Below are 20,037 nucleotides of genomic sequence, written 5' to 3' on the forward strand. Positions count from 1 at the left end.
ACTATCAAATCGGGGCAACGCGGGCTTACATGAAGACTGCGTCATCTATGCGCGTCATAGCGTCGCGATATACCCCGTCAATCGATGGGACTGGTAGAATCGCCGCCGGTTCACATGAGGTTTTTCCATGCACGATCCCCACAGCGAACGCATGAGTGGCAGTGAGACCCGCGCAGCCAGCGGTCTGGCCCTGGTGTTCGCCTTCCGTATGCTTGGCATGTTCATGGTGTTGCCGGTATTGGCGACCTATGGGATGGATCTGGCGGGAGCGACCCCGGCCCTTATCGGGCTGGCGATTGGCGCTTACGGCCTGACCCAGGCGCTGTTTCAGATTCCGTTCGGGTTCATTTCCGACCGCATTGGCCGGCGCCCGGTGATTTATCTGGGGCTGATTGTCTTTGCATTGGGCAGCGTGCTGGCGGCCAATGCCGATTCGATCTGGGGCGTCATCGCCGGGCGAATCCTGCAGGGCGCCGGGGCGATTTCTGCGGCGGTGATGGCGCTGCTGTCAGACCTGACCCGCGAACAGCATCGGACCAAAGCCATGGCCATGATCGGCATGACCATCGGTCTGTCGTTCGCTGTCGCCATGGTCGTCGGCCCGTTGCTGACCAGTGCTTTCGGCTTGTCCGGGTTGTTCTACGCCACGGGCGGCATGGCACTGCTCGGTATCGTCATCGTGATGTTCATGGTGCCGCGCGCCACCGGGCCGTTGCAGCATCGCGAGTCCGGCGTCGCGCGCCAGGCGCTGATTCCGACACTCAAGCATCCCGACCTGCTGCGCCTGGACCTGGGCATTTTTGTGTTACATGCGATGTTGATGTCGAGCTTCGTCGCATTGCCCCTGGCCCTGGTCGAAAAAGCCGGACTGCCCAAGGAGCAGCACTGGTGGGTGTACCTGACCGCGCTGCTGATTTCTTTCTTCGCCATGATCCCGTTCATCATCTATGGCGAGAAGAAACGCAAAATGAAACGAGTTTTATTGGGCGCCGTCGCGACGCTGATGCTCACTGAGCTATTCTTCTGGCAGTTCGGTGACAGCTTGCGGGCTCTGGTGATCGGGACGGTGGTGTTCTTCACCGCGTTCAACTTGCTCGAAGCTTCATTGCCATCACTGATCAGCAAGGTTTCACCAGCAGGCGGCAAAGGCACGGCAATGGGGGTCTATTCCACCAGCCAGTTCCTCGGTTCGGCGCTGGGTGGCATCCTCGGCGGCTGGCTTTTCCAGCATGGCGGTTTGTCGGTTGTGTTCCTTGGATGCGCCGGCCTGGCTGCACTTTGGCTGGTCTTTGCTGTTACCATGCGCGAACCTCCTTACGTCACAAGCCTGCGCTTGCCGTTGTCTCCCGAGGCAATCCGCGAAGCGGGTCTGGTCGAGCGCCTCAAGGCTGTCGTAGGGGTAACAGATGCAGTGGTCGTTGCTGATGAAGCGGCGATTTACATCAAATTGGACACAGAACTATTGGATCGCACGACCCTTGAGCGCCTGGTGAACGACCCGGCCGAGGCAGCGTGCGTAGCCTAGGAGAACGTTATGGCCCGTGGGGTTAACAAAGTCATATTGGTCGGTACTTGCGGCCAGGATCCCGAAGTTCGCTACTTGCCTAACGGTAACGCCGTGACCAACCTGAGTCTGGCGACCAGCGAACAGTGGACCGACAAGCAAACCGGTCAGAAGGTCGAGAAGACCGAATGGCACCGTGTGTCGATGTTCGGCAAGGTTGCGGAAATCGCCGGCGAATACCTGCGTAAAGGTTCGCAGGTCTACATCGAAGGCAAACTGCAAACCCGCGAGTGGGAAAAAGACGGTATCAAGCGTTACACCACTGAAATCGTGGTCGACATGCAAGGCACCATGCAACTGCTCGGCGGCCGTCCACAACAGGGCGACCAGCAGCAGGGCGGCGGCAACAACTACCAGCAGTCCGCGCCGGCACCACGCCAGCAACAGGCTCCGCGTCCGCAGCAGCAATCCGCTCCGCAACAGCGCCAGGCACCTGCTCCACAGCAGGCCGCTCCGCAACCGGCTCCGGATTTCGACAGCTTTGATGACGATATCCCGTTCTGATCTGTAGCTCTTTTTCAGAACCGCAAGACAAAAAAAAGCGAAGCCATCGGGCTTCGCTTTTTTTATGGGCGTTATTCAGCTTTATGAAACCGTCACATTCGCCCGTGCCGAATGCAATTTCTTGTAGCTGTCGATCAGTCGCAGGTGTCGGTCGAGTCCTTCGAGTTTCATGCTGGTCGGCGTCAAGCCGTAGAAGCGCACGCTACCGTCCACCGAGCCGATGGCGGCCTCGGTTCGCTCGTTGCCGAACATCCGGCGGAAGTTGGCTTCGTAGTCTTCCAGTTCGAGGTCTTCGTCCAGTTTCATTTCCAGCACCACGTTGACCGCCTGGTAGAACAAGCCGCGCTCAACTGTGTTGTCGTTGTACTGCAGGAACATTTCCACCGCTTCCTTCGCTTCTTCATATTGCTGCAGGGCGAGGTAAATCAGCAGTTTCAATTCCAGAATGGTCAGCTGACCCCACGCCGTGTTGTCGTCGAATTCAATGCCGATCAGCGAAGTAATGTCGGTGTAGTCGTCCAGTTCGCTTTCGACCAGGCGCTCGACCAGCGATTGCAGTTCTTCTTCGTCGAGACGATGCAGGTTGAGAATGTCGGCGCGGAAGAACAACGCTTTGTTGGTGTTATCCCAGATCAGATCGTCGGCAGGATAGATTTCCGAATAGTCCGGCACGAGGATGCGGCAGGCCTTCGCGCCGATGTGCTCGTAAACCGCCATGTACACTTCTTTGCCCATGCCTTTGAGGATGCCGAACAAGGTTGCGGCTTCCTCGGCATTCGAGTTTTCACCTTGGCCGGAGAAGTCCCACTCGACGAATTCGTAATCCGACTTGGAGCTGAAGAAACGCCACGAGACCACGCCGCTCGAGTCGATGAAGTGCTCGACGAAGTTGTTCGGCTCGGTCACCGCGTGGCCTTCAAAGGTCGGCTGCGGCAAGTCGTTGAGGCCTTCGAAGCTGCGGCCCTGGAGCAGTTCGGTGAGGCTGCGTTCCAGCGCCACTTCCAGGCTCGGATGCGCGCCGAACGAGGCGAACACGCCGCCAGTGCGCGGGTTCATCAAGGTCACGCACATCACCGGGAATTCGCCGCCCAGCGACGCATCCTTGACCAGTACCGGGAAGCCTTGTGCTTCCAGTGCTTCAATTCCGGCGAGAATCCCCGGGTATTTGGCCAACACCTCGGCCGGGACGTCCGGCAGGGCAAATTCGCCTTCGATGATTTCGCGTTTCACCGCGCGCTCGAAAATCTCCGACAAGCATTGCACCTGAGCTTCTTCCAGGGTGTTGCCGGCGCTCATGCCGTTGCTGAGGAACAGGTTTTCGATCAGGTTGGACGGGAAATACACCACTTCGCCGTCCGACTGGCGCACGTAGGGCAGCGAGCAGATGCCGCGTTCTTCATTGCCCGAGTTGGTGTCGATCAGGTGCGAGCCGCGCAGTTCGCCGTCGCGGTTGTAAATCTTCAGGCAGTACGCGTCGAGGATTTCCGTCGGCAATGCGTCTTTACGGCCAGGCTTGAACCAGCGTTCGTCCGGGTAATGCACAAACGGCGCATTGGCGATGTCTTCGCCCCAGAACTGATCGTTGTAGAAGAAATTGCAGTTGAGTCGCTCGATAAACTCGCCCAGCGCCGAGGCCAATGCGCCTTCTTTGGTCGCGCCTTTGCCGTTGGTGAAACACATCGGCGAGTGCGCGTCGCGGATGTGCAGCGACCACACGTTGGGCACGATATTGCGCCACGAGGCGATTTCGATCTTCATGCCCAGGTCCGCCAGAATCGCCGACATGTTGGCGATGGTCTGCTCCAGCGGCAGGTCTTTGCCGGCGATGAAAGTGTGCGCCGCTGAACTGGACGCCGGCATCAACAACGCTTGGGCATCGGCGTCGAGGTTTTCCACTTCTTCGATGACAAACTCAGGCCCGGCCTGCACCACTTTCTTTACGGTGCAGCGATCGATCGAACGCAGGATGCCTTGGCGATCCTTGTCGGAAATGTCCGCAGGCAACTCGACCTGAATCTTGAAAATCTGGTTGTAGCGGTTTTCCGGATCAACAATGTTGTTCTGCGACAGGCGAATGTTGTCGGTGGGAATGCTGCGAGTGTCGCAGTACAGCTTGACGAAATACGCCGCACACAGCGCCGACGAAGCCAGGAAATAATCGAACGGGCCTGGCGCCGAGCCATCGCCCTTGTAGCGGATTGGTTGATCGGCCACCACCGTGAAGTCATCGAACTTTGCTTCAAGCCGAAGGTTGTCGAGAAAGTTGACCTTGATTTCCATGGGGGATTACCAGAATAACGGGATAGACGAAATGGCCGTCATTATCCGGCTTTTCAATCGTATGTCTTGTCGTTGTCTGGTTCTGAGCCTGAATGAAAGCCGTTTCGTGCAAAAGCCCGATGCACGGCACCGGGCTTTGTTTGTTCAGCGCTGCACCGACTCAGCGCTTGCCGGCGAGAAATTCCTCGGCAGAAACCACGCTCGCGTAAGCAAAACCCAGCGCCGACATGAACGCCGCGTGAACGTGGGCGGCTGGCACGCTGACGCCGTTGAATTCCAGGTCGCGGGTGGCGCAGGCGTCGTGGATGACCGTGACCGTGTAGCCCAAATCGGCGGCGGCGCGGGTGATGCCGTCGATGCACATGTGGCTCATGCTGCCGACCACCACCAGATGCTTGATGCCTTGCTTATCGAGAATGGCCTGGAGGTCGGTTTCGCGGAACGAGTTGACGAAGTGCTTGAGCACCACCGGCTCGTCGGCGCGATTCGTCACTTTGGGATGCAGCTTCGCGCCTTCGGAATTCGGCGTGAAGAACGGCGCATCGTCAGAGGTGAATTCGTGGCGGATGTGCACCACCGGATTACCGGCCTCGCGGAAGGCGTCGAGCAGCCGAACCGCGTTGTCCGCTGCCGCCTCGGCGCCGACCAGGGGCCATTTGCTTTGGGGGAAGTAGTCGTTCTGGATATCGACTACGATGAGCGCTTGCTTGGCCATGGGTGTGTCCTTGAAGTGGTTGGGTTTGAGATCGGTGGTTGGCTGATCGTTGCTGTGGCGGGAAGTATTGGCGCTGGTCGACGTTTCGGGGATTGGCCGCACCGACAATTGAAGGGGGAAAACTGACAATGGCTGTAGAAAGGGCCGTCGCCGAACTCGGTGTGTTGATCTATCCCGGCGCGCAAATGGCTGCGGTGCATGGTTTGACCGACCTGTTCGGTGTGGCCAACCGGATTGCCGCCGAACATCAAATGGCGCAATTGCCTTTGCTGCGGGTCAGTCACTGGCAGGTCGACAATGCTCAGGCGCCCGCGCGCTGCTACGACAGCCACCCCGGCGCGGATCGCGCATTGGTTGCGGTGCTGATCCCGCCGTCGATTGGCGGATTTACCGAAGGCCAGTCGCCGGCGGGATTGATCCCTTGGCTGCGTCAGCAACATGCGCGAGGCGCGACGCTTGGCGGTGTTTGCGTCGGTTCGATTCTGCTGGCCGAAAGTGGTTTGCTCGACGGCCGCAGCGCGACCACGCATTGGACTTCGGCAAAATCTTTTGCCGAACGCTACCCGGCGATCAAGCTGTTGGCGGATACGCCGATCGTCGATGACGGCGACCTGATCACCACGGCGGGGTTGATGGCGTGGTCCGAACTGGGTTTGCGCATGGTTGATCGCTTGCTCGGCCCGAGCATCGCCGCCAGCACTGCGCGGTTTCTGGTGATTGAGCACAGCGACAGCGCCAGCCAGTGCGGCAGCAACTTTGCGCCGATCCTCAGCCATGGCGATGCGTCGATTCTCAAGGTCCAGCACTGGCTGCAAAGCACCGGCGCCACCGATGTGTCGCTGACGGCGATGGCCGAGCGCGCCGGGCTGGAGGAGCGCACATTCCTGCGCCGTTTTCGCGCGGCGACCGGGCTCAAACCGACCGAGTACTGCCAGCATCTGCGGGTCGGCAAGGCGCGGGAAATGCTTGAATTCACCAACGGCACCATCGACCACATTGCCTGGACAGTGGGCTATGCCGACGCCAGCGCATTTCGCGCCACGTTCAAGAAAATCACCGGGCTGGCGCCAAGTGACTACCGCACGCGCTTCGGTGTGACGCCGCCTCGCCAGTGATGGCGCTCGCGAAGGCGGTTATCCAGTCAATGAATATGCCAACTGACCGACCGCCATCGCGAGCAAGCTCAGCTCCCACAGGGGATTTTTGTGGATGCACCGCCGACCCTGTGGGAGCAAAGCTTGCTCGCGAAGGCGGTTATTCAGTCAATGAATATGCCAACTGACCCACCGCCATCGCGAGCAAGCTCAGCTCCCACAGGGGATTTTTGCTGGATGCACCGCCCACCCTGTGGGAGCAAAGCTTGCTCGCGAAGGCGGTTATCCAGTTAATGAATATGCCAACCGACCCACCGCTATCGCGAGCAAGCTCAGCTCCCACAAAGGATTTTTGCTGGATACACCTTTGGCGTCCGACCGTAATTGATGTAGGAGCGAGGCTTGCCCGCGAAGACGTCGGCACATCCAACATCAATGTCTACTGACTCGGCGCTTTCGCGGGCAAGCCTCGCTCCTACAGGTACGCGTTGCCTCATCCGCCCTGTGCGCAGCCGGTTTCGTGCAAAGTGCTAGAGTCATCAAACACGTCGTGCAGAATAAAACAGGCGCAAAGCCATCACGGCTTTGGCAAATGCCTGATCTGCAAGTCATTTGTTTTCAATGGACGATTGGCCTGATCCCTGCACCTTCAGGCTAAACCCATCAGCGCAAATTGAAGGGGGATGCATGACCCCACCAGGCCGCAAGAAACTGGTCGTCGCTCACTCCGTGCGGCCCGAAGCGCCGCTGCACGAAGTCGAAACCAATCGCGCGCTGGCCCGGCGGCTGGCGCAGATTCTCGGTTTCAAATTTGGCGGCAGTTACGATGCGGGCCAGCACAGCGGCCGAGAACTTTACGTGCTGCCAACGCAGACTCTAGTCGGCGTCGCAGCCGCTCGGCAACTGGGCGTCAAAGGCCCGGAAGATCTGTGGGGCGGCTATGTCGACCACGACTTCATCTGCACCAAAGCCATCAGCCACGGCTTGCTCGGGCCTTACGCGCAAGCGCCGGAAGGCTGGTCAACGCTGTTTTCCGAACGCGTCAGCAAAGTCGTGCTCGACGGCTTCAGCGTGTTTTCCATCGATGATGCGCGCGAGGCGGCGGAGCGCTTGCTGGAAAATGGGCCGATTCGCCTCAAGCCGATTCACGCCTGCGCCGGGCGTGGTCAGGAACTGATCAAAAGTCCCAACCAGTTCGGCGCCATTCTCGCGCGCCCCGACGCCGCGCAGTTGTTCGCTGAAGGCGTGGTGCTGGAGCAACATCTGGAAAACGTCGTGACCCACAGCGTCGGCCAGGCGTTTATCGGCGACCACGTCTTGAGCTACTGCGGTGATCAATATTTGACCGAAGACAGCCACGGCGAGGAAGTCTACGGCGGTTCGAACCTGTTGGTGGTGCGCGGCTATTACGAGGATTTGCTCGAACTCGACTTGCCCGACGACGTACGTCTGGCGATCCAGCAAGCGCAGGTTTTCGACAGCGCCGCCGACGAAGCCTATCCGGGTTTCTACGCGTCGCGGCGCAACTACGACATCGCCCAAGGGCTCGACAGCAACGGCCAGCAACGCAGCGGCGTGCTCGAACAATCATGGCGCATGGGCGGCGCCAGCAGCGCCGAAGTGGCGGCGTTGCAGAGCTTCGTCAACGACCCGGCGATGCGCGCGATTCGCGTGTCGTCGGTGGAAACCTACACCGAACAAGCGCTGCCGGCGGACGCCATCGAGGTGTATCGCGGGCCAGCGGAAAACGGTGATTTTCTTCTCAAGTACGTAACGGTCAAATCTTATGACGGCTAGAAGCGAAACCATTGAAATCGACATCGACGGCGAGCAGATGACCGGGCATTTCCTCAGCCCCAAATCGAAAGTCCCGGGCGTGCTGTTTGTGCACGGCTGGGGTGGCAGTCAGGAACGCGATCTGGAACGCGCCAAAGGCATCGCCGGTCTGGGTTGTGTCTGCCTGACCTTCGACCTGCGCGGGCACACGGGCGGCAAGGGGATTTCGTTGTCGCAGGTCACCCGTGAAGACAACCTGCGCGACCTGCTGGCGGCGTACGACCGCTTGCTCGCGCACCCGGCGCTCGACACCTCGGCGATTGCCGTGGTCGGCACCAGTTATGGCGGTTACCTGGCGGCGATTCTTACCTCGTTGCGTCCGGTGCGCTGGTTGGCGCTGCGCGTGCCGGCGCTGTACCGCGACGAACAATGGCATACGCCAAAACGCCAGTTGGACAAGGTCGATCTGCTTGATTACCGCAGCACGCTGGTGCACTCGGCGAACAACCGCGCGCTGCATGCCTGCTCGGAATTTACTGGCGATGTGTTGCTGGTGGAATCGGAAACCGACGATCACGTGCCGCACGCAACGATCATGAGCTACCGCGCGGCCTGCCAGAAAACCCACTCGCTGACGCACCGGATCATCGACGGCTCTGACCATTCGCTGAGTGATCCGGTTTCGCAGCAGGCCTATACCTCGATCCTGGTGGACTGGATTACCGAAATGGTCGTGGGCGAGCGGTTGAGCATTATTCAGTCGAGCTGATTCCGCGGTGCTTAGGCGATTCGCGGGCAAGTCTCGCTCCTACAGGTTTTGCGCACTCCCTGTAGGAGCGAGGCTTGCCCGCGAAGACGTCAGAGGCCCAGCACTTTATTCAGCCGGTTTCTTCTTGATCCGCAGCGACTTGGCTTTAGCCTCAACCGCCAGATACATCACCAGCGCAATCAGCAGCGGCAAGATGAAATAAATCGCCCGATACGCCAACAAACCCGCGACCAGACTGCCGCGCGAGGTCTCGTGTTGCAGCAGCGCGACAAACACCGCTTCCAACACCCCAAGCCCGGCCGGAATGTGCGTGATGACCCCGGCAATCGCGCTGATCAACAGCACGCCCAGCACCAGCGGATAGTCGAGTTTGCTCGGCAATAAAGTGAAAATCACCGCCGCCATCAGCGACCAGTTCAAGGCGCCGAGCGCCAATTGCAGCACGGCCATGCGCAGCGATGGCAGGTCGATTTCGACGCCGCGTATCGACCACTCGCGGCGTTTGGCAAACCGGCACGCCAGCAGGTAACCGGCGCTCACCAGCAGCAACACCACGCCGACAATTTGCAAGGCGTCGCTGCTCAACTTCCAGCCCGGTGGCATGCGCACCAGTCCGCTGGCGAACACTGCGCCGGAAATCGTCATGTAGCCGAACCAGTTGGTCGCCAGGCTCAAACCGAGGATCTTCGCGATGTTGCCCTTACTCACGCCAAGCCGCGAATACAAGCGATAACGCATGGCAATGCCGCCGACCCACGCACTCAAATTGAGGTTGAACGCGTAGCTGATGATGCCGACCGGGAGGATCTGTTTCCATGTCAGATCCTGGCGAATATAGGTGCGGCCGATCAGGTCGAACGAGGCATAGACCAGAAAACTCACCAAGGTGATGCCCGAGGCAATGATCAGCGTGCGCACCTTGAAATCGGCCAAGGTGTCGAACACCTCGTTCCATTCCAGACGTTGCGCGAGCATGGTCAGCAAGACGATCAAGGCGAGGAAAAACAGCATGGTCAGCGGTTTTTTCCAGCGGCTCCAACGCGACTTTTCAGGGCTTTCGGCATGCGCGGCCGGGGCGTCAGACTGGCTCATGGGTGATCGCTCCCGGTTTTATGAATGAAAGGTTTGAGTCGCGGTTTGTGCGCCGGCAGCCACCCGGCCCACGCCGGGAAATGCCGCAGGAAGTGGAACACCAGAAAACCCACGGTCATGTGCCAGACCCGCCCGCGCGGCGCTTTCTCCGGGGACATGGCTTTGCAATGGTTATTGCTCAGTTCTTCGAGGCGCTCGAACAGGTCGCGGTTGAACGCGCGATCACGGATCAGCACGTTGGCTTCCAGATTCATCGACAGGCTCAACGGATCGAGGTTGCTCGAGCCGACAGTGCTCCAGTCCTCGTCAACCAACGCGACTTTGCCGTGCAGTGGTCGGTCGCAATATTCGTAGATCTGCACGCCAGCCTTGAGCAGATAGTCATAGGTCATGCGCGCGGCGAGTTTCGCCACCAGCATGTCCGGTTGACCTTGCAGAATCAGCCGCACATCGACGCCCCGGCGCGCGCAATTGCGGATCTCGCGCAGCAGCCGATAGCCGGGGAAAAAGTAGGCATTGGCGATGATCACGCGGCGCTGGGCGCTGCGCAGCACTTGGCGATAAACCTCTTCGATGTCGGTGCGATGGTCGCCGTTGTCGCGATAGACCAGCCGCACCTGGCCGTCGTGGTCACTGAACGCCAGTTCCGAACGCCTCTGCCGGCGCCGCTGCCACCAGTATTTGGCGCGCGCCGGACGACCGGCTTGCAGCAGCGCGAAGTGATGAATGTCAGCGACGGTCGGGCCCTGGATTTCCACCGAGTAATCCTGTTTTGCCTCGGGGCCGAAGTCGGCCAAGTGGTCGCCGGAAAAGTTGATCCCGCCGATAAACGCGATGGTGCCGTCGACCACCACGATCTTGCGGTGCAAGCGCCGGAACCAGTTGGTGCGAAAGCCCAGACGCTTCGGCGCCGGGTCGAACATCTGGATGCGCACGCCGGCCTCGCTCAACGCGGTGAGGTAACCGGTGCTCAGCTCGCCACAACCAAAACCGTCGAGGCTGGCGGTGACGCGCACGCCACGCTGGGCGGCTTCGATCAGCACTTGTTGCAGCTCGTGGCCGACTTTGTCCTCGAAGACGATAAAGGTTTCCAGGAGGATTTCAGTCTTGGCCTCGCGCATCGCCTCGAACACCCGAGGAAAATACGCCTCGCCGTTCTCGAGCATTTTCACCAGGTTATTGCCCTGCCAACCGTACTCGACGTCAACCACGCCGGGCTCGCGCACGGTTGGCGGGGTGGCGATTGGTGCAGCTAAAGGCTCCACGCTGGTTTTTTCCATCGATGGACTGCTCATAACTCGATCTCCACCGAAAGCGGTGCGTGGTCGGAAAGGTGTGACCAGGGCCGTGCCGCCAATACTTGCGGACGGCTGGCCTTGAGGTTGCGTACGTAAATTCTGTCCAGGCGTAACAGCGGCAAACGCGCGGGAAAACTGCGCGCCGGTTTGCCATGATGCTCGGCGAATACTTCGCGCAAGCCGCAGGGTTTAAGCAAAGCATCAGCGCGCTGGCGCCAGTCATTGAAGTCGCCGGCGACAATGACCGGGGCATCGCTGGGCAGCTCTTTCAAGCGTTCGGCCAATAACCGTAACTGCTCGGTGCGATGGGTTTCGTGCAGCCCGAGGTGCACGCAAATCGCGTGCACTTCCAGGCCATCGCCCGGCAGGCGCAGCACGCAATGCAAGATGCCGCGGTTTTCGTGGCCGCTGATCGAGACGTCGAGGTTGTCGTGACGAATGATCTGGAATTTCGACAGCAACGCGTTGCCATGATCGCCGTCCGGGTACACCGCGTTGCGCCCGTAGGCGAACTGCGGCCACAAGGTGTCGGCGAGGAATTCGTATTGCGGCATCGTCGGCCAGTTGCTGTAGCGCTGCGGATGTTGTTCGTGGGTGCCGTGCACTTCCTGCAAAAACACCACGTCGGCCGATACGCTGCGCACCGCGTCACGCAATTCCGGGAGGATGAAACGCCGGTTGAGCGCGGTGAAACCTTTGTGGGTGTTGACCGACAGCACGGTAAAGCGGCGCACGGCAGTGAGCACGGTTTGCTGCTCGTCGGTGCTGCCGAGCGGTTCGGTAATGCTCATGCCAGGACTCCTTCAGCGACGGGTTCGCCGGGGCGGGTGGCGAGCGTCTGGTCGAGGTCGAAGCGTTCCAGCAGGCTGCGCGCGTCGAAAGGCGCGCGGACTTTGATGTCGTTGTCGAAATAGCAGAACACTTCGCGGGATTTGCGCGCCTTGGGCTTTTGCTTGGGCGCAATCAGTTGCGGGTCGCCGGGTTGGCTGCCGTGGTTCCACGCCTCGATGCGGTCGCCCCAGCGTTTCAGCGCTTGTGGGGTGTAGCCGCTGGCGTAGAGCTCCTCGGCGCCGTGCAGGCGCAGGTAAACGAAATCGCTGGTGACGTCTTCGCGATACGGCCATTTGCCGCCGGTGTCGGCGATTACCAGCGCAACGTTATGGCGCTTGAGCAGGCGCACGAAGGCTGGGTCGACAAAGCTTTCATGACGGATTTCTACGGCGTGGCGCAATGCGCGTTTGCCGTGGGCCTTGAGGCTGGCGGGGCCGTGCAAGTGTGAATCGTGTTGGCGGGCGAGGGCGGCGGCTTGGGCAGTGGTGTGGGGCAATTGTTCGAGGAAATGTTCAAACAGCTCGGCGTCGAATTTGAAACTCGGCGGGAACTGCCAGAGGATAGGGCCGAGTTTTTCCTTGAGTTCCAGCACACCGGAGGCAAAGAAATTCGCCATGGGAATGTGCACGTCGCGCAGACGCTTGATGTGGGTGATGAAGCGCGGCGCCTTGACGCTGAAAACAAAGCCCGGCGGGGTTTCGTTGTACCACTGCACATAGCGCTCGGGCCGTTGCAGGGCGTAGAACGATCCATTGATTTCGATGCTGTTGACGGCCCGTGAAGCGAATTGCAGTTCGCGCTTCTGGGTCAAACCCTTCGGGTAAAACCCCCCGCGCCACGGTGTGTAGCGCCAACCTGAAATACCAATATGAATCGCCGCCATGTGTGCTCCCGTCGAGTGCCCTCCGTCTTTTGCTGACTGCCGGGCAAACCAGAAGTTTCGACGGGGCTACGGACGGTCAGCGACAACCCGCATCCCCTTGCAGGAGCAAGACTTGCCCACGAAAGCATCTAATGTAGGAGCGAGGCTTGCCCGCGAAGGCGTCGGCACATTCAGCATTTATGCGACTGACCCACCGCCATCGCGAGCAAGCTCAGCTCCCACATTTGCTCAGGGTTGAATCAGATAGCAATGAATCACCCCGGCCCCTGTGGGAGCCGAGCTTGCTCGCGATGGCGGTGGGTCAGGCACCGCGATGCTGGGTGTGCCGACGCCTTCGCGGGCAAGCCTCGCTCCTACAGGGGTTGGCGGTGATTGATTTTTATCTGATTCAACCTTGAACAAATGTGGGAGCCGAGCTTGCTCGCGATGGCGGTGGGTCAGGCACCGCGATGCTGGGTGTGCCGACGCCTTCGCGGGCAAGCCTCGCTCCTACAGGGGTTGGCGGTGATTGATTTTTATCTGATTCAACCTTGGACAAATGTAGGAGCCGAGCTTGCTCGCGATGGCGGTGGGTCAGTCGCATCAATGTTGCGAGTGCCGATGCTGTCGGGGGTTATATCTGGGGGAAACCGAACTTGCCGGGCATTTGCCGATCAGTTCCTTACAGACCCTTTTCGAGGAGTTCGGTGTTTTGCTCAAGTTCAAGACTGCGATTTTACTGGGGGCGTTGCTGATTCTGGGCAGCAACGAGTTGGAAGCCGCCGCGTTGCCGGGTATGCCGGCCGCGACAGAAGAGGCCGAAAAACCTGAGCCGCTGGTGCAGGGTGGATTGCTCGGCGCCATCAGTTCGAGCATCGATGATGTGCAGGACAAACTCGATCTCAACGAAAACCTCGTCGATGCCTGGCGCCTGCGCGCCGATCGCGCTGCTGATGAAGTCGACAAACTGGTCAACCAGCATTCGGCGCGTTCCGGTTGGAGCGTGGCCGGCGATTTCATGATGTTGTCCGGTGTCTGGCTCGGCACGTTTGCCTTGCTTACCGTACTCGGCGGGCTCGCGGCCAGCCGCTTGAGCCAGGGCAAATGGCTGCGCACCCGACAACGCAGCCAGGATCTGCTCGGCTACTTGATGCCGTACACCTTGCCGGCCATCGCCTGCCTGCCGCTGACGCTATACGTCAGCCACTTTCTCCCCGCTTCAGTAGGCCGCGCGCTGGCGCTGTGTTTTGCCTACGCGACCAGCAGCGGCATCTTTTCAACGTCGATATTGCTGTGCGTCATCGTCATGTTCAACACCGGCCATAAACGCCCGGCGGTGCGGATTATCCGCGACTATTGCCCGAAACCGCTGTTCCTGATCGGCTTCCTCGCCGCGCTCAGCGACGCCTTGACCAGCCCGCAAATCGCCCGGCAACTGGGCGGCAACATCACCAGCAGCGTCGCGGTGTTCACCGGGCTGTTCGCCTCGATCATCTTCGGATTGCTGGTGATTCGCCTGCGACGCCCGGTCGCGCACCTGATCCGCAACCGTCCGCTGAGCCAACGCCTGAAACAGCCGTCATTGCAGGAGTCGCTGCGAATCTTTTCCGGCCTCTGGTATTGGCCAATCCTGCTGATGGTGATGGTCTCGGCGATCAACCTGATCGGCGTCGGCGAGGACAACCAGAAAGCCCTGCGCTGCGCGTTGTTCACCACCATTTTGCTGATTGCCACGGTGTTCCTCAGCACGATTTTCCAGCACCTGTTCAAGTCGCGAAAAGCCGAGCGGTTGCAGCGCAGCAGTGCCTACAAAGAACGTTTTCTCAGTTTGCTCCACGCCTTGCTGCGCATCGTCATGGCCGTGGCGTTTATCGAGATTCTCGGGCGAATCTGGGGCGTGTCGCTGTTTGAATTCGCCGAGCAGAATTCGATTGGCCGGGCGATCAGCAATTCGCTGAGCAGCATCGGTTTGATCCTGTTGGTGACGTGGCTGTTCTGGGTGGTGCTCGACACCGCGATCCAGGAAGCGCTGAAACCGCCGGTCAACAAACGCTCGGCGCGTCAGCCGAGTACGCGGGTCAAAACCATCCTGCCGCTGCTGCGCAACGCGATCAAAATCATCCTCGTGGTGATTTGCGCGATCACCACCATGGCCAATCTGGGAATCAACGTCGCGCCGCTGCTGGCCGGTGCCGGGGTGGTTGGTCTGGCAATCGGTTTCGGTTCGCAGCAGTTGGTTCAGGACGTGATCACCGGCCTGTTCATCATCATCGAAGACACACTGTCGATTGGTGATTGGGTGGTGCTCGATTCCGGCCACGCCGGCACCGTGGAAGGGCTGACCATTCGCACCCTGCGCCTGCGCGACGGCAAGGGCTTTGTGCATTCGGTGCCGTTCGGCCAGATCAAGGCTGTGACCAACCAATCGCGGCAGTTTGCCTATGCGTTCTTCTCGGTGCAGTTCACTTATGACACCGACGTCGACAAGGCCATCGAGCTGATTCGCGAGGCCGGGGATTCGATCCGCGACGACACGTTCCTCAAGTACAACCTGCAAGGGCCGCTCGATGTGTTCGGCGTCGACAAGATGGACCTGAATGGCGTGGTGCTGACGGCGCAATTCCGGACTGTGTCGGGTGGCCAATATGCGGTGAGCCGCGCGTTCAATCAGCGCTTGAAGAAGCTTGTGGATAACAGCCCGTGGGTACACTTCGCGCAGACTTATCCACAGCAGGTTTTGCTCCCGCATCGGCCGGCTGGCGAACAGGTCGAGCCAGCGACGGAAAACTCCGCGGTGCTGCTGCCAGAACAACCGCGCCCGCAATGAGTTGTATTGACGCTGCCGGCCTCATCGCGAGCGAGCTCGCTCCCACATTGATTCGCTGGCGATCACCAAACCTGTGGGAGCGAGCTTGCTCGCGATAGGGCCAGCCCCGCCAACATCAATGACGGGTCAGTTTGCTGTGCACCTGCGCCGCTGCCGGCAGGTCCAGTTCCAGCCAATTGATTTGCTTGCCGGCAATCACCGCCGCCGCTGGCAAGCCGTCGCGGTACACCAGCCGATTGCTCGCCAGCGCCGGGACTTTCGCGCCGGGCAGTAACGTGCCGGCGAGGTTCAGCGGATCGACTCCGCACACCGCCACCAGGCTGCCGTCATGCGGGCGGCGGCGCACTTCGCGCAGCAGCGGAATGGCCTCCGGCAGCGCAAATTGTTCGCCGGCCAAACCACTGACAAAGCGCCCGCCACGAATCTCGCCGCGCGCCTCCAGTCGATGAAAAGTACGCAGCAATTCCCGCCAACTCGGCAGCCAATCCGCTTCGCGCTCGAGCAAACGCCAGAACACCACGCCATAGCGGCGCAGCAATGTCATGGCGATATGTTCCAGCGTCTCGTGCGGCATCGGTGCCGGGCGTTGGTTGTCGATAATCGGCGCCGGCGCGCCACGTCGCAGCAAGGCCCAGCGCCCGGCGTCGTCCATGCCGCCGACAAACGCGCCGCGCCCTCGACGACTGCTGCGCTGCTGACGTTTGCTCGCCGGAGTGATCAATGCGCGGAGGCCGGCAAAACTGTCGGCATTCACCAGCCCGGCGCCGACCAGTTCCTGCAAGGCGATTTCCAGTTCCGCGCGCAACAAGTGCGCTTCGTGAATCAACTCGTCGAAAAACAACGCGCCGTGCTGGCTCAGCGCCTCGAAGACTTTCTGGGTTTTCGGCGACAGTTCGCTGACCGGCGTCTGTTCAGTCAAACCGCTCCACAACCCGACCTGACTGCGCGGCAACAACAGAATCGGCGTGCTGCGCAATGCCGTGCTCGCGCTTTTGCTGCGCGTGGTCAGGCGCGTCCACACCAGTTTGCCGCTGCGGCACAAGTCATCCAGCCAACTCGCCGAATAGTCCTTGAGCCGCGCCGGCAGAATGTCGCTGTCCCACGCGGATGCGGCGGCGGGGTAGCCTTCGAACTGGCTGATAATTGACGGCAACACCGCGCTGCCCTGGCCCTGCGTGGTGCTCGACAGATGCTGCCAGTCGAACAGAAAACGCATGAAATCCTGCAACGCCACCGGCTCGATTTCCCGGCGCAGACGCTTGACCGTGTAGCGATGAATGCGCGCGAGCAAATGCCGCTCGCACCATTCGTCCTGCTCGGCGCCGGGGGTGAATTGCCCGCGCAGCACATACCCTTCACGTTCCAGTCGCGCGAGGGCCTGGCTGACGTCGTTGCTCGCCAGCCCCAACGGTTCGGCAATCGCCGGCAGCGGCAGCGGCCCGAAAGCACTGAGGCGCGCGCGGATCACTTCCAGCAACGCTTCATCGGCCTCCCACACTTCATCAAAATCGTGCAGCGCTTGCAGCGGCGGAGCCCATTTTGCCTGTGGATAAACCGCCTGCAGCAGCGTCAGGCGTTCCAGCGCCAGCCAAACGGATTGTTCCTGATTGATCTGCAAACGGCTGGCGCGGCCACTCGCGGCCAAGGCATCGAGCCATTCGCGCCACTGTGGATTGACCTGCGCTTCGGCCTCGGTGATGCACGCGAGGCTCATCAACGCCTCGTGCATTTCATCGACGCGGGTCGGCGCCGGCCAGGCCTCGTCGCGCACCGCTTGAATCGCTTCGCCATCGAGTGCGCCGAGGTCATCGGTGGACTGCGGATCGGTCCAGCGCCGGTTGAGCACCGCTTGCGTGCGGCGTTCTTCCAACGGCGCGTCGTCGAGAAAAGTGTAAGGCCGCGCGCTGAGAATTTCGGCGGCGAGCGGCGAGGGCGCCGGCAAGTCGCGGCTGATCAACCGCACTTCGCCGCGCTCCATGCGCCGCAGCAAAGTCAGCCAACCTTCGGCGTCCATCGCTTCGTGCAGGCAATCGTCGAGGGTTTGCTCGACCAGCGGATGCTCCGGCACTTCGCGCTCACCGGCGAGGTTTTCCACGCAGGCGATCTGATCGGGGAACACGTTGGCGATCAAATCTTCGCTTTTCATTCGCTGGATCTGCGGCGCGACTTTGCGCCCGCCGGTGTAACGCGGCAATGCCAGCGCGACCCCGGCATTCCAGCGCCAGCGCACGCCAAACAGTGGCGCTTCGAGCACCGCTTGAATCAGCAGATGTTCGGCGCTGCTGCTGTGCAAATAACGCCAGACGTCATCCAGTTCAAAACTGTGCGCGGTCGACAGCGACAAGACAATCGCGTCCTCGCTGGCGGCGGCCTGCAACTCGAAGTTGAACGTGCGGCAGAAGCGCTTGCGTAATGCCAGGCCCCAGGCGCGGTTGATGCGGCTGCCGAACGGCGTGTGGATGATCAGTTGGGTGCCGCCGGACTCGTCGAAAAAACGCTCCATCAGCAGCGTGTCCTGCGACGGCAGGGCGCCGAGTGTCAGGCGCGCGCGGGCGAGGTAATCGACCAGTTGTTCGGCGCTGGCGAGGTTGAGGCCGAGGGTTTCGGTCAGCCAGTCGAGCGCCGGTTGCAGGTTGCCCGGCGTGGCGCCGAGCAGTTCATCGAGTTGTGCTTGCAGGCGCGCGACCGCAAACGACAGTTCGGCGCTGCGCCCCGGCGCCTCGCCGAGCCAGAACGGAATGGTCGGCGGCTGGCCTTGGGCGTCTTCGACCCGGACCTTGCCGGCGTCGATGCGCAGGATTCGATACGAGGTATTGCCCAACTGGAAGATATCGCCGGCAATGCTTTCCACTGCGAAGTCTTCGTTGACGCTGCCGATGTTCAGCCCTTGCGGCTCGAGCAGCACGCTGTAATCGGCGTTGTCCGGGATCGTCCCACCGCTGGTGACGGCGGTCAGTTTGGCGCCACGGCGCCCGCGCAAGGTGCGGGTCACGGCGTCGCGATGCAGGTAAGCGCTGCGCATGCCTTGGCGACCGTTGTAGCCTTCGGCGAGCATGTGCAGCAGGGCCTGATAGTGTTTTTCGTCGAGGCTGGCGTATGGCGACGCTTGACGGGCCAGCGCCAGCAGGGCGTCTTCGTGCCATTCCTGGCAACTGACTTCGGCGATGATTTGCTGGGCGAGCACGTCCAGCGGCGCTTCGGGGATCAATAACGTGTCGAGTTCACCACGGCGCACGCAATCGAGCAGCGCGGTGCATTCGATCAAATCGTCGCGGGTGGTGGCGAACAAGCGGCCCTTGGGCGTGCCGCCGACCTGGTGCCCCGAGCGGCCGACCCGTTGCAGGAATCCGGCAATCGAGCGCGGCGAGGAGATCTGGCACACGAGGTCGACGTCGCCGATGTCGATGCCCAATTCCAGCGAAGCGGTGGCGATCAGCACTTGCAGCTCGCCGCGCTTGAGCCGTTGCTCGGCGTCGAGGCGAAATTCCTTGGCCAGGCTGCCATGGTGCGCGGCCACCGCGTCTTTGCCGAGGCGGTCGCTCAGATGTCGGCTCAAGCGCTCGGCGAGGCGTCGGGTGTTGACGAAAATCAGCGTGGTGCGGTGTTCGCGGGCGAGGGCGGCGAGGCGGTCGTAGACCAGTTGCCAGACGTCGTTGGCCATCACTGCTGTCAGCGGCACCGGCGGCACTTCAATGCCTAGATCCCGCGGCCGCGCGTGGCCGATGTCGATAATCTCGCAGTCGCGGTCGCGGCCGACGAGAAAGCGTGAAACCGCTTCGATGGGTTTCTGCGTGGCCGACAAACCGATGCGCATCAGCGTTTGCGGGCAGAGCGCCTGCAAGCGTTCCAGGCTCAGCGCCAGATGGCTGCCGCGTTTGCTGGCGGCGATGGCGTGGATTTCATCGACGATCACCGTGCGCGTGCTGCCGAGCATTGTTCGCCCGGAGTCGGAGCCGAGCAGCACGTAGAGCGATTCCGGGGTGGTCACGAGAATGTGCGGCGGCTTGCGGCGCATCGCCGAGCGTTCTTTTTGCGGCGTGTCGCCGGTGCGCACGGCGGTGCTGATCTGCAGTTCGGGCAGGCCCATCCGCCGCAGTTGTTCGGTGATCCCGGCCAGCGGGTTTTGCAGGTTGATCTGGATGTCGTTGGACAACGCCTTGAGCGGCGAAACGTAGACCACCAGGGTTTCGTCGGGCAATTGCCCGCCGTTGTCCAGGCCTCGGTGGACCAGATCGTCAAGCACGGCGAGGAACGCGGTGAGGGTTTTGCCGGAGCCGGTGGGCGCCGCGATCAAGACGCTGCGGTGCTGGCGAATCAACGGCCACGCCCGCGCCTGGGCGGCGGTGACCGTCGGGAAGGTGTTGCGGAACCAGGCACTGACAGCCGGATGAAAGCCGGCCAGCGCAGTGTCGGCGGGGATGGGCA

Annotated in this window: 13 protein-coding genes; 6 read left to right on the forward strand and 7 right to left on the reverse strand. The window is 61.0% G+C overall.

The annotated features are described in order from the left end of the window. Positions 1 to 127: 127 nt before the first annotated feature. Entirely contained in the window at positions 128 to 1,525 is a 1,398-nt protein-coding gene (locus BI292_RS13440) for an MFS transporter (protein ID WP_101208145.1), read from the forward strand. Positions 1,526 to 1,534: 9 nt separating this feature from the next. Beyond that, the gene (locus tag BI292_RS13445) at positions 1,535 to 2,068 is read left to right on the forward strand and encodes a single-stranded DNA-binding protein (RefSeq protein ID WP_092277424.1); all 534 of its coding nucleotides are present in this window, start codon (positions 1,535 to 1,537) and stop codon (positions 2,066 to 2,068) included. 81 nt (positions 2,069 to 2,149) lie between these two features. Here the strand turns inward: BI292_RS13445 and BI292_RS13450 are convergent, their stop codons facing one another. Both BI292_RS13450 and BI292_RS13455 read right to left on the reverse strand, forming a co-directional pair. After that, positions 2,150 to 4,348, reverse strand: coding sequence for an OsmC domain/YcaO domain-containing protein (locus BI292_RS13450; RefSeq protein WP_101208146.1), 2,199 nt, complete (start codon positions 4,346 to 4,348; stop codon positions 2,150 to 2,152). 160 nt (positions 4,349 to 4,508) lie between these two features. Further along, complete coding sequence (locus BI292_RS13455) at positions 4,509 to 5,063, reverse strand: cysteine hydrolase family protein (protein ID WP_101208147.1); 555 nt, start codon at positions 5,061 to 5,063, stop codon at positions 4,509 to 4,511. Positions 5,064 to 5,191: 128 nt separating this feature from the next. Here BI292_RS13455 and BI292_RS13460 point away from each other — a divergent pair, with 128 nt between their 5' ends. The 3 genes from BI292_RS13460 to BI292_RS13470 all read left to right on the forward strand — a co-directional run bounded on the left by BI292_RS13460 (position 5,192) and on the right by BI292_RS13470 (position 8,702). Further along, positions 5,192 to 6,178 (forward strand): GlxA family transcriptional regulator, encoded by a 987-nt coding sequence (locus tag BI292_RS13460; protein ID WP_101208148.1) that lies wholly within the window; start codon positions 5,192 to 5,194, stop codon positions 6,176 to 6,178. A 666-nt stretch (positions 6,179 to 6,844) separates the two neighbouring features. Beyond that, complete coding sequence (locus tag BI292_RS13465; RefSeq protein ID WP_101208149.1) at positions 6,845 to 7,954, forward strand: DUF3182 family protein; 1,110 nt, start codon at positions 6,845 to 6,847, stop codon at positions 7,952 to 7,954. Further along, positions 7,944 to 8,702 (forward strand): S9 family peptidase, encoded by a 759-nt coding sequence (locus tag BI292_RS13470; RefSeq protein ID WP_092277440.1) that lies wholly within the window; start codon positions 7,944 to 7,946, stop codon positions 8,700 to 8,702. Before BI292_RS13465 ends, BI292_RS13470 begins: the two co-directional genes overlap by 11 nt. Positions 8,703 to 8,807: 105 nt before the next feature. Here BI292_RS13470 and BI292_RS13475 read toward each other — a convergent pair whose 3' ends face one another. From BI292_RS13475 to BI292_RS13490, 4 genes are read right to left on the reverse strand one after another with little or no spacing between them, the layout of a single operon-like run. After that, entirely contained in the window at positions 8,808 to 9,794 is a 987-nt protein-coding gene (locus tag BI292_RS13475; RefSeq protein WP_101208150.1) for a lysylphosphatidylglycerol synthase domain-containing protein, read from the reverse strand. Next, positions 9,791 to 11,089: a cardiolipin synthase ClsB gene (clsB, locus tag BI292_RS13480; RefSeq protein WP_101208151.1), complete on the reverse strand. Its 1,299-nt coding sequence runs from the start codon at positions 11,087 to 11,089 to the stop codon at positions 9,791 to 9,793. Before clsB ends, BI292_RS13475 begins: the two co-directional genes overlap by 4 nt. Then, complete coding sequence (locus BI292_RS13485; protein WP_092277449.1) at positions 11,086 to 11,883, reverse strand: endonuclease/exonuclease/phosphatase family protein; 798 nt, start codon at positions 11,881 to 11,883, stop codon at positions 11,086 to 11,088. The genes clsB and BI292_RS13485 overlap by 4 nt, the downstream gene beginning before the upstream one ends. Continuing rightward, positions 11,880 to 12,806 carry a DUF72 domain-containing protein gene (locus BI292_RS13490; RefSeq protein WP_092277452.1) on the reverse strand — a complete coding sequence of 309 codons (927 nt, stop codon included), beginning with the start codon at positions 12,804 to 12,806 and terminating at the stop codon, positions 11,880 to 11,882. The genes BI292_RS13485 and BI292_RS13490 overlap by 4 nt, the downstream gene beginning before the upstream one ends. A 691-nt stretch (positions 12,807 to 13,497) precedes the next feature. On the opposite strand from BI292_RS13490, the gene BI292_RS13495 reads away from it, so the two are divergent. Then, positions 13,498 to 15,612, forward strand: a complete 2,115-nt coding sequence (locus tag BI292_RS13495) for a mechanosensitive ion channel family protein (protein WP_101208152.1) — start codon at positions 13,498 to 13,500, stop codon at positions 15,610 to 15,612. Between the two features lie 115 nt (positions 15,613 to 15,727). Here the strand turns inward: BI292_RS13495 and BI292_RS13500 are convergent. Next, the coding region (locus BI292_RS13500) for a DEAD/DEAH box helicase (protein ID WP_101208153.1) at positions 15,728 to 20,037 on the reverse strand (4,310 nt) is incomplete at its 5' end.

The sequence above is a fragment of the Pseudomonas sp. 43NM1 genome (genome assembly GCF_002836905.1).
GTDB classification, from domain to species: Bacteria; Pseudomonadota; Gammaproteobacteria; order Pseudomonadales; family Pseudomonadaceae; genus Aquipseudomonas; species Aquipseudomonas prosekii.

Coding starts and splice junctions, on each gene's coding strand:
- BI292_RS13440 (WP_101208145.1), top strand. CDS start 128: ATGCACGATCCCCACAGCGAACGCATGAGTGGCAGTGAGACCCGCGCA.
- BI292_RS13445 (WP_092277424.1), top strand. CDS start 1,535: ATGGCCCGTGGGGTTAACAAAGTCATATTGGTCGGTACTTGCGGCCAG.
- BI292_RS13450 (WP_101208146.1), bottom strand. CDS start 4,348: ATGGAAATCAAGGTCAACTTTCTCGACAACCTTCGGCTTGAAGCAAAG.
- BI292_RS13455 (WP_101208147.1), bottom strand. CDS start 5,063: ATGGCCAAGCAAGCGCTCATCGTAGTCGATATCCAGAACGACTACTTC.
- BI292_RS13460 (WP_101208148.1), top strand. CDS start 5,192: ATGGCTGTAGAAAGGGCCGTCGCCGAACTCGGTGTGTTGATCTATCCC.
- BI292_RS13465 (WP_101208149.1), top strand. CDS start 6,845: ATGACCCCACCAGGCCGCAAGAAACTGGTCGTCGCTCACTCCGTGCGG.
- BI292_RS13470 (WP_092277440.1), top strand. CDS start 7,944: ATGACGGCTAGAAGCGAAACCATTGAAATCGACATCGACGGCGAGCAG.
- BI292_RS13475 (WP_101208150.1), bottom strand. CDS start 9,794: ATGAGCCAGTCTGACGCCCCGGCCGCGCATGCCGAAAGCCCTGAAAAG.
- clsB (WP_101208151.1), bottom strand. CDS start 11,089: ATGAGCAGTCCATCGATGGAAAAAACCAGCGTGGAGCCTTTAGCTGCA.
- BI292_RS13485 (WP_092277449.1), bottom strand. CDS start 11,883: ATGAGCATTACCGAACCGCTCGGCAGCACCGACGAGCAGCAAACCGTG.
- BI292_RS13490 (WP_092277452.1), bottom strand. CDS start 12,806: ATGGCGGCGATTCATATTGGTATTTCAGGTTGGCGCTACACACCGTGG.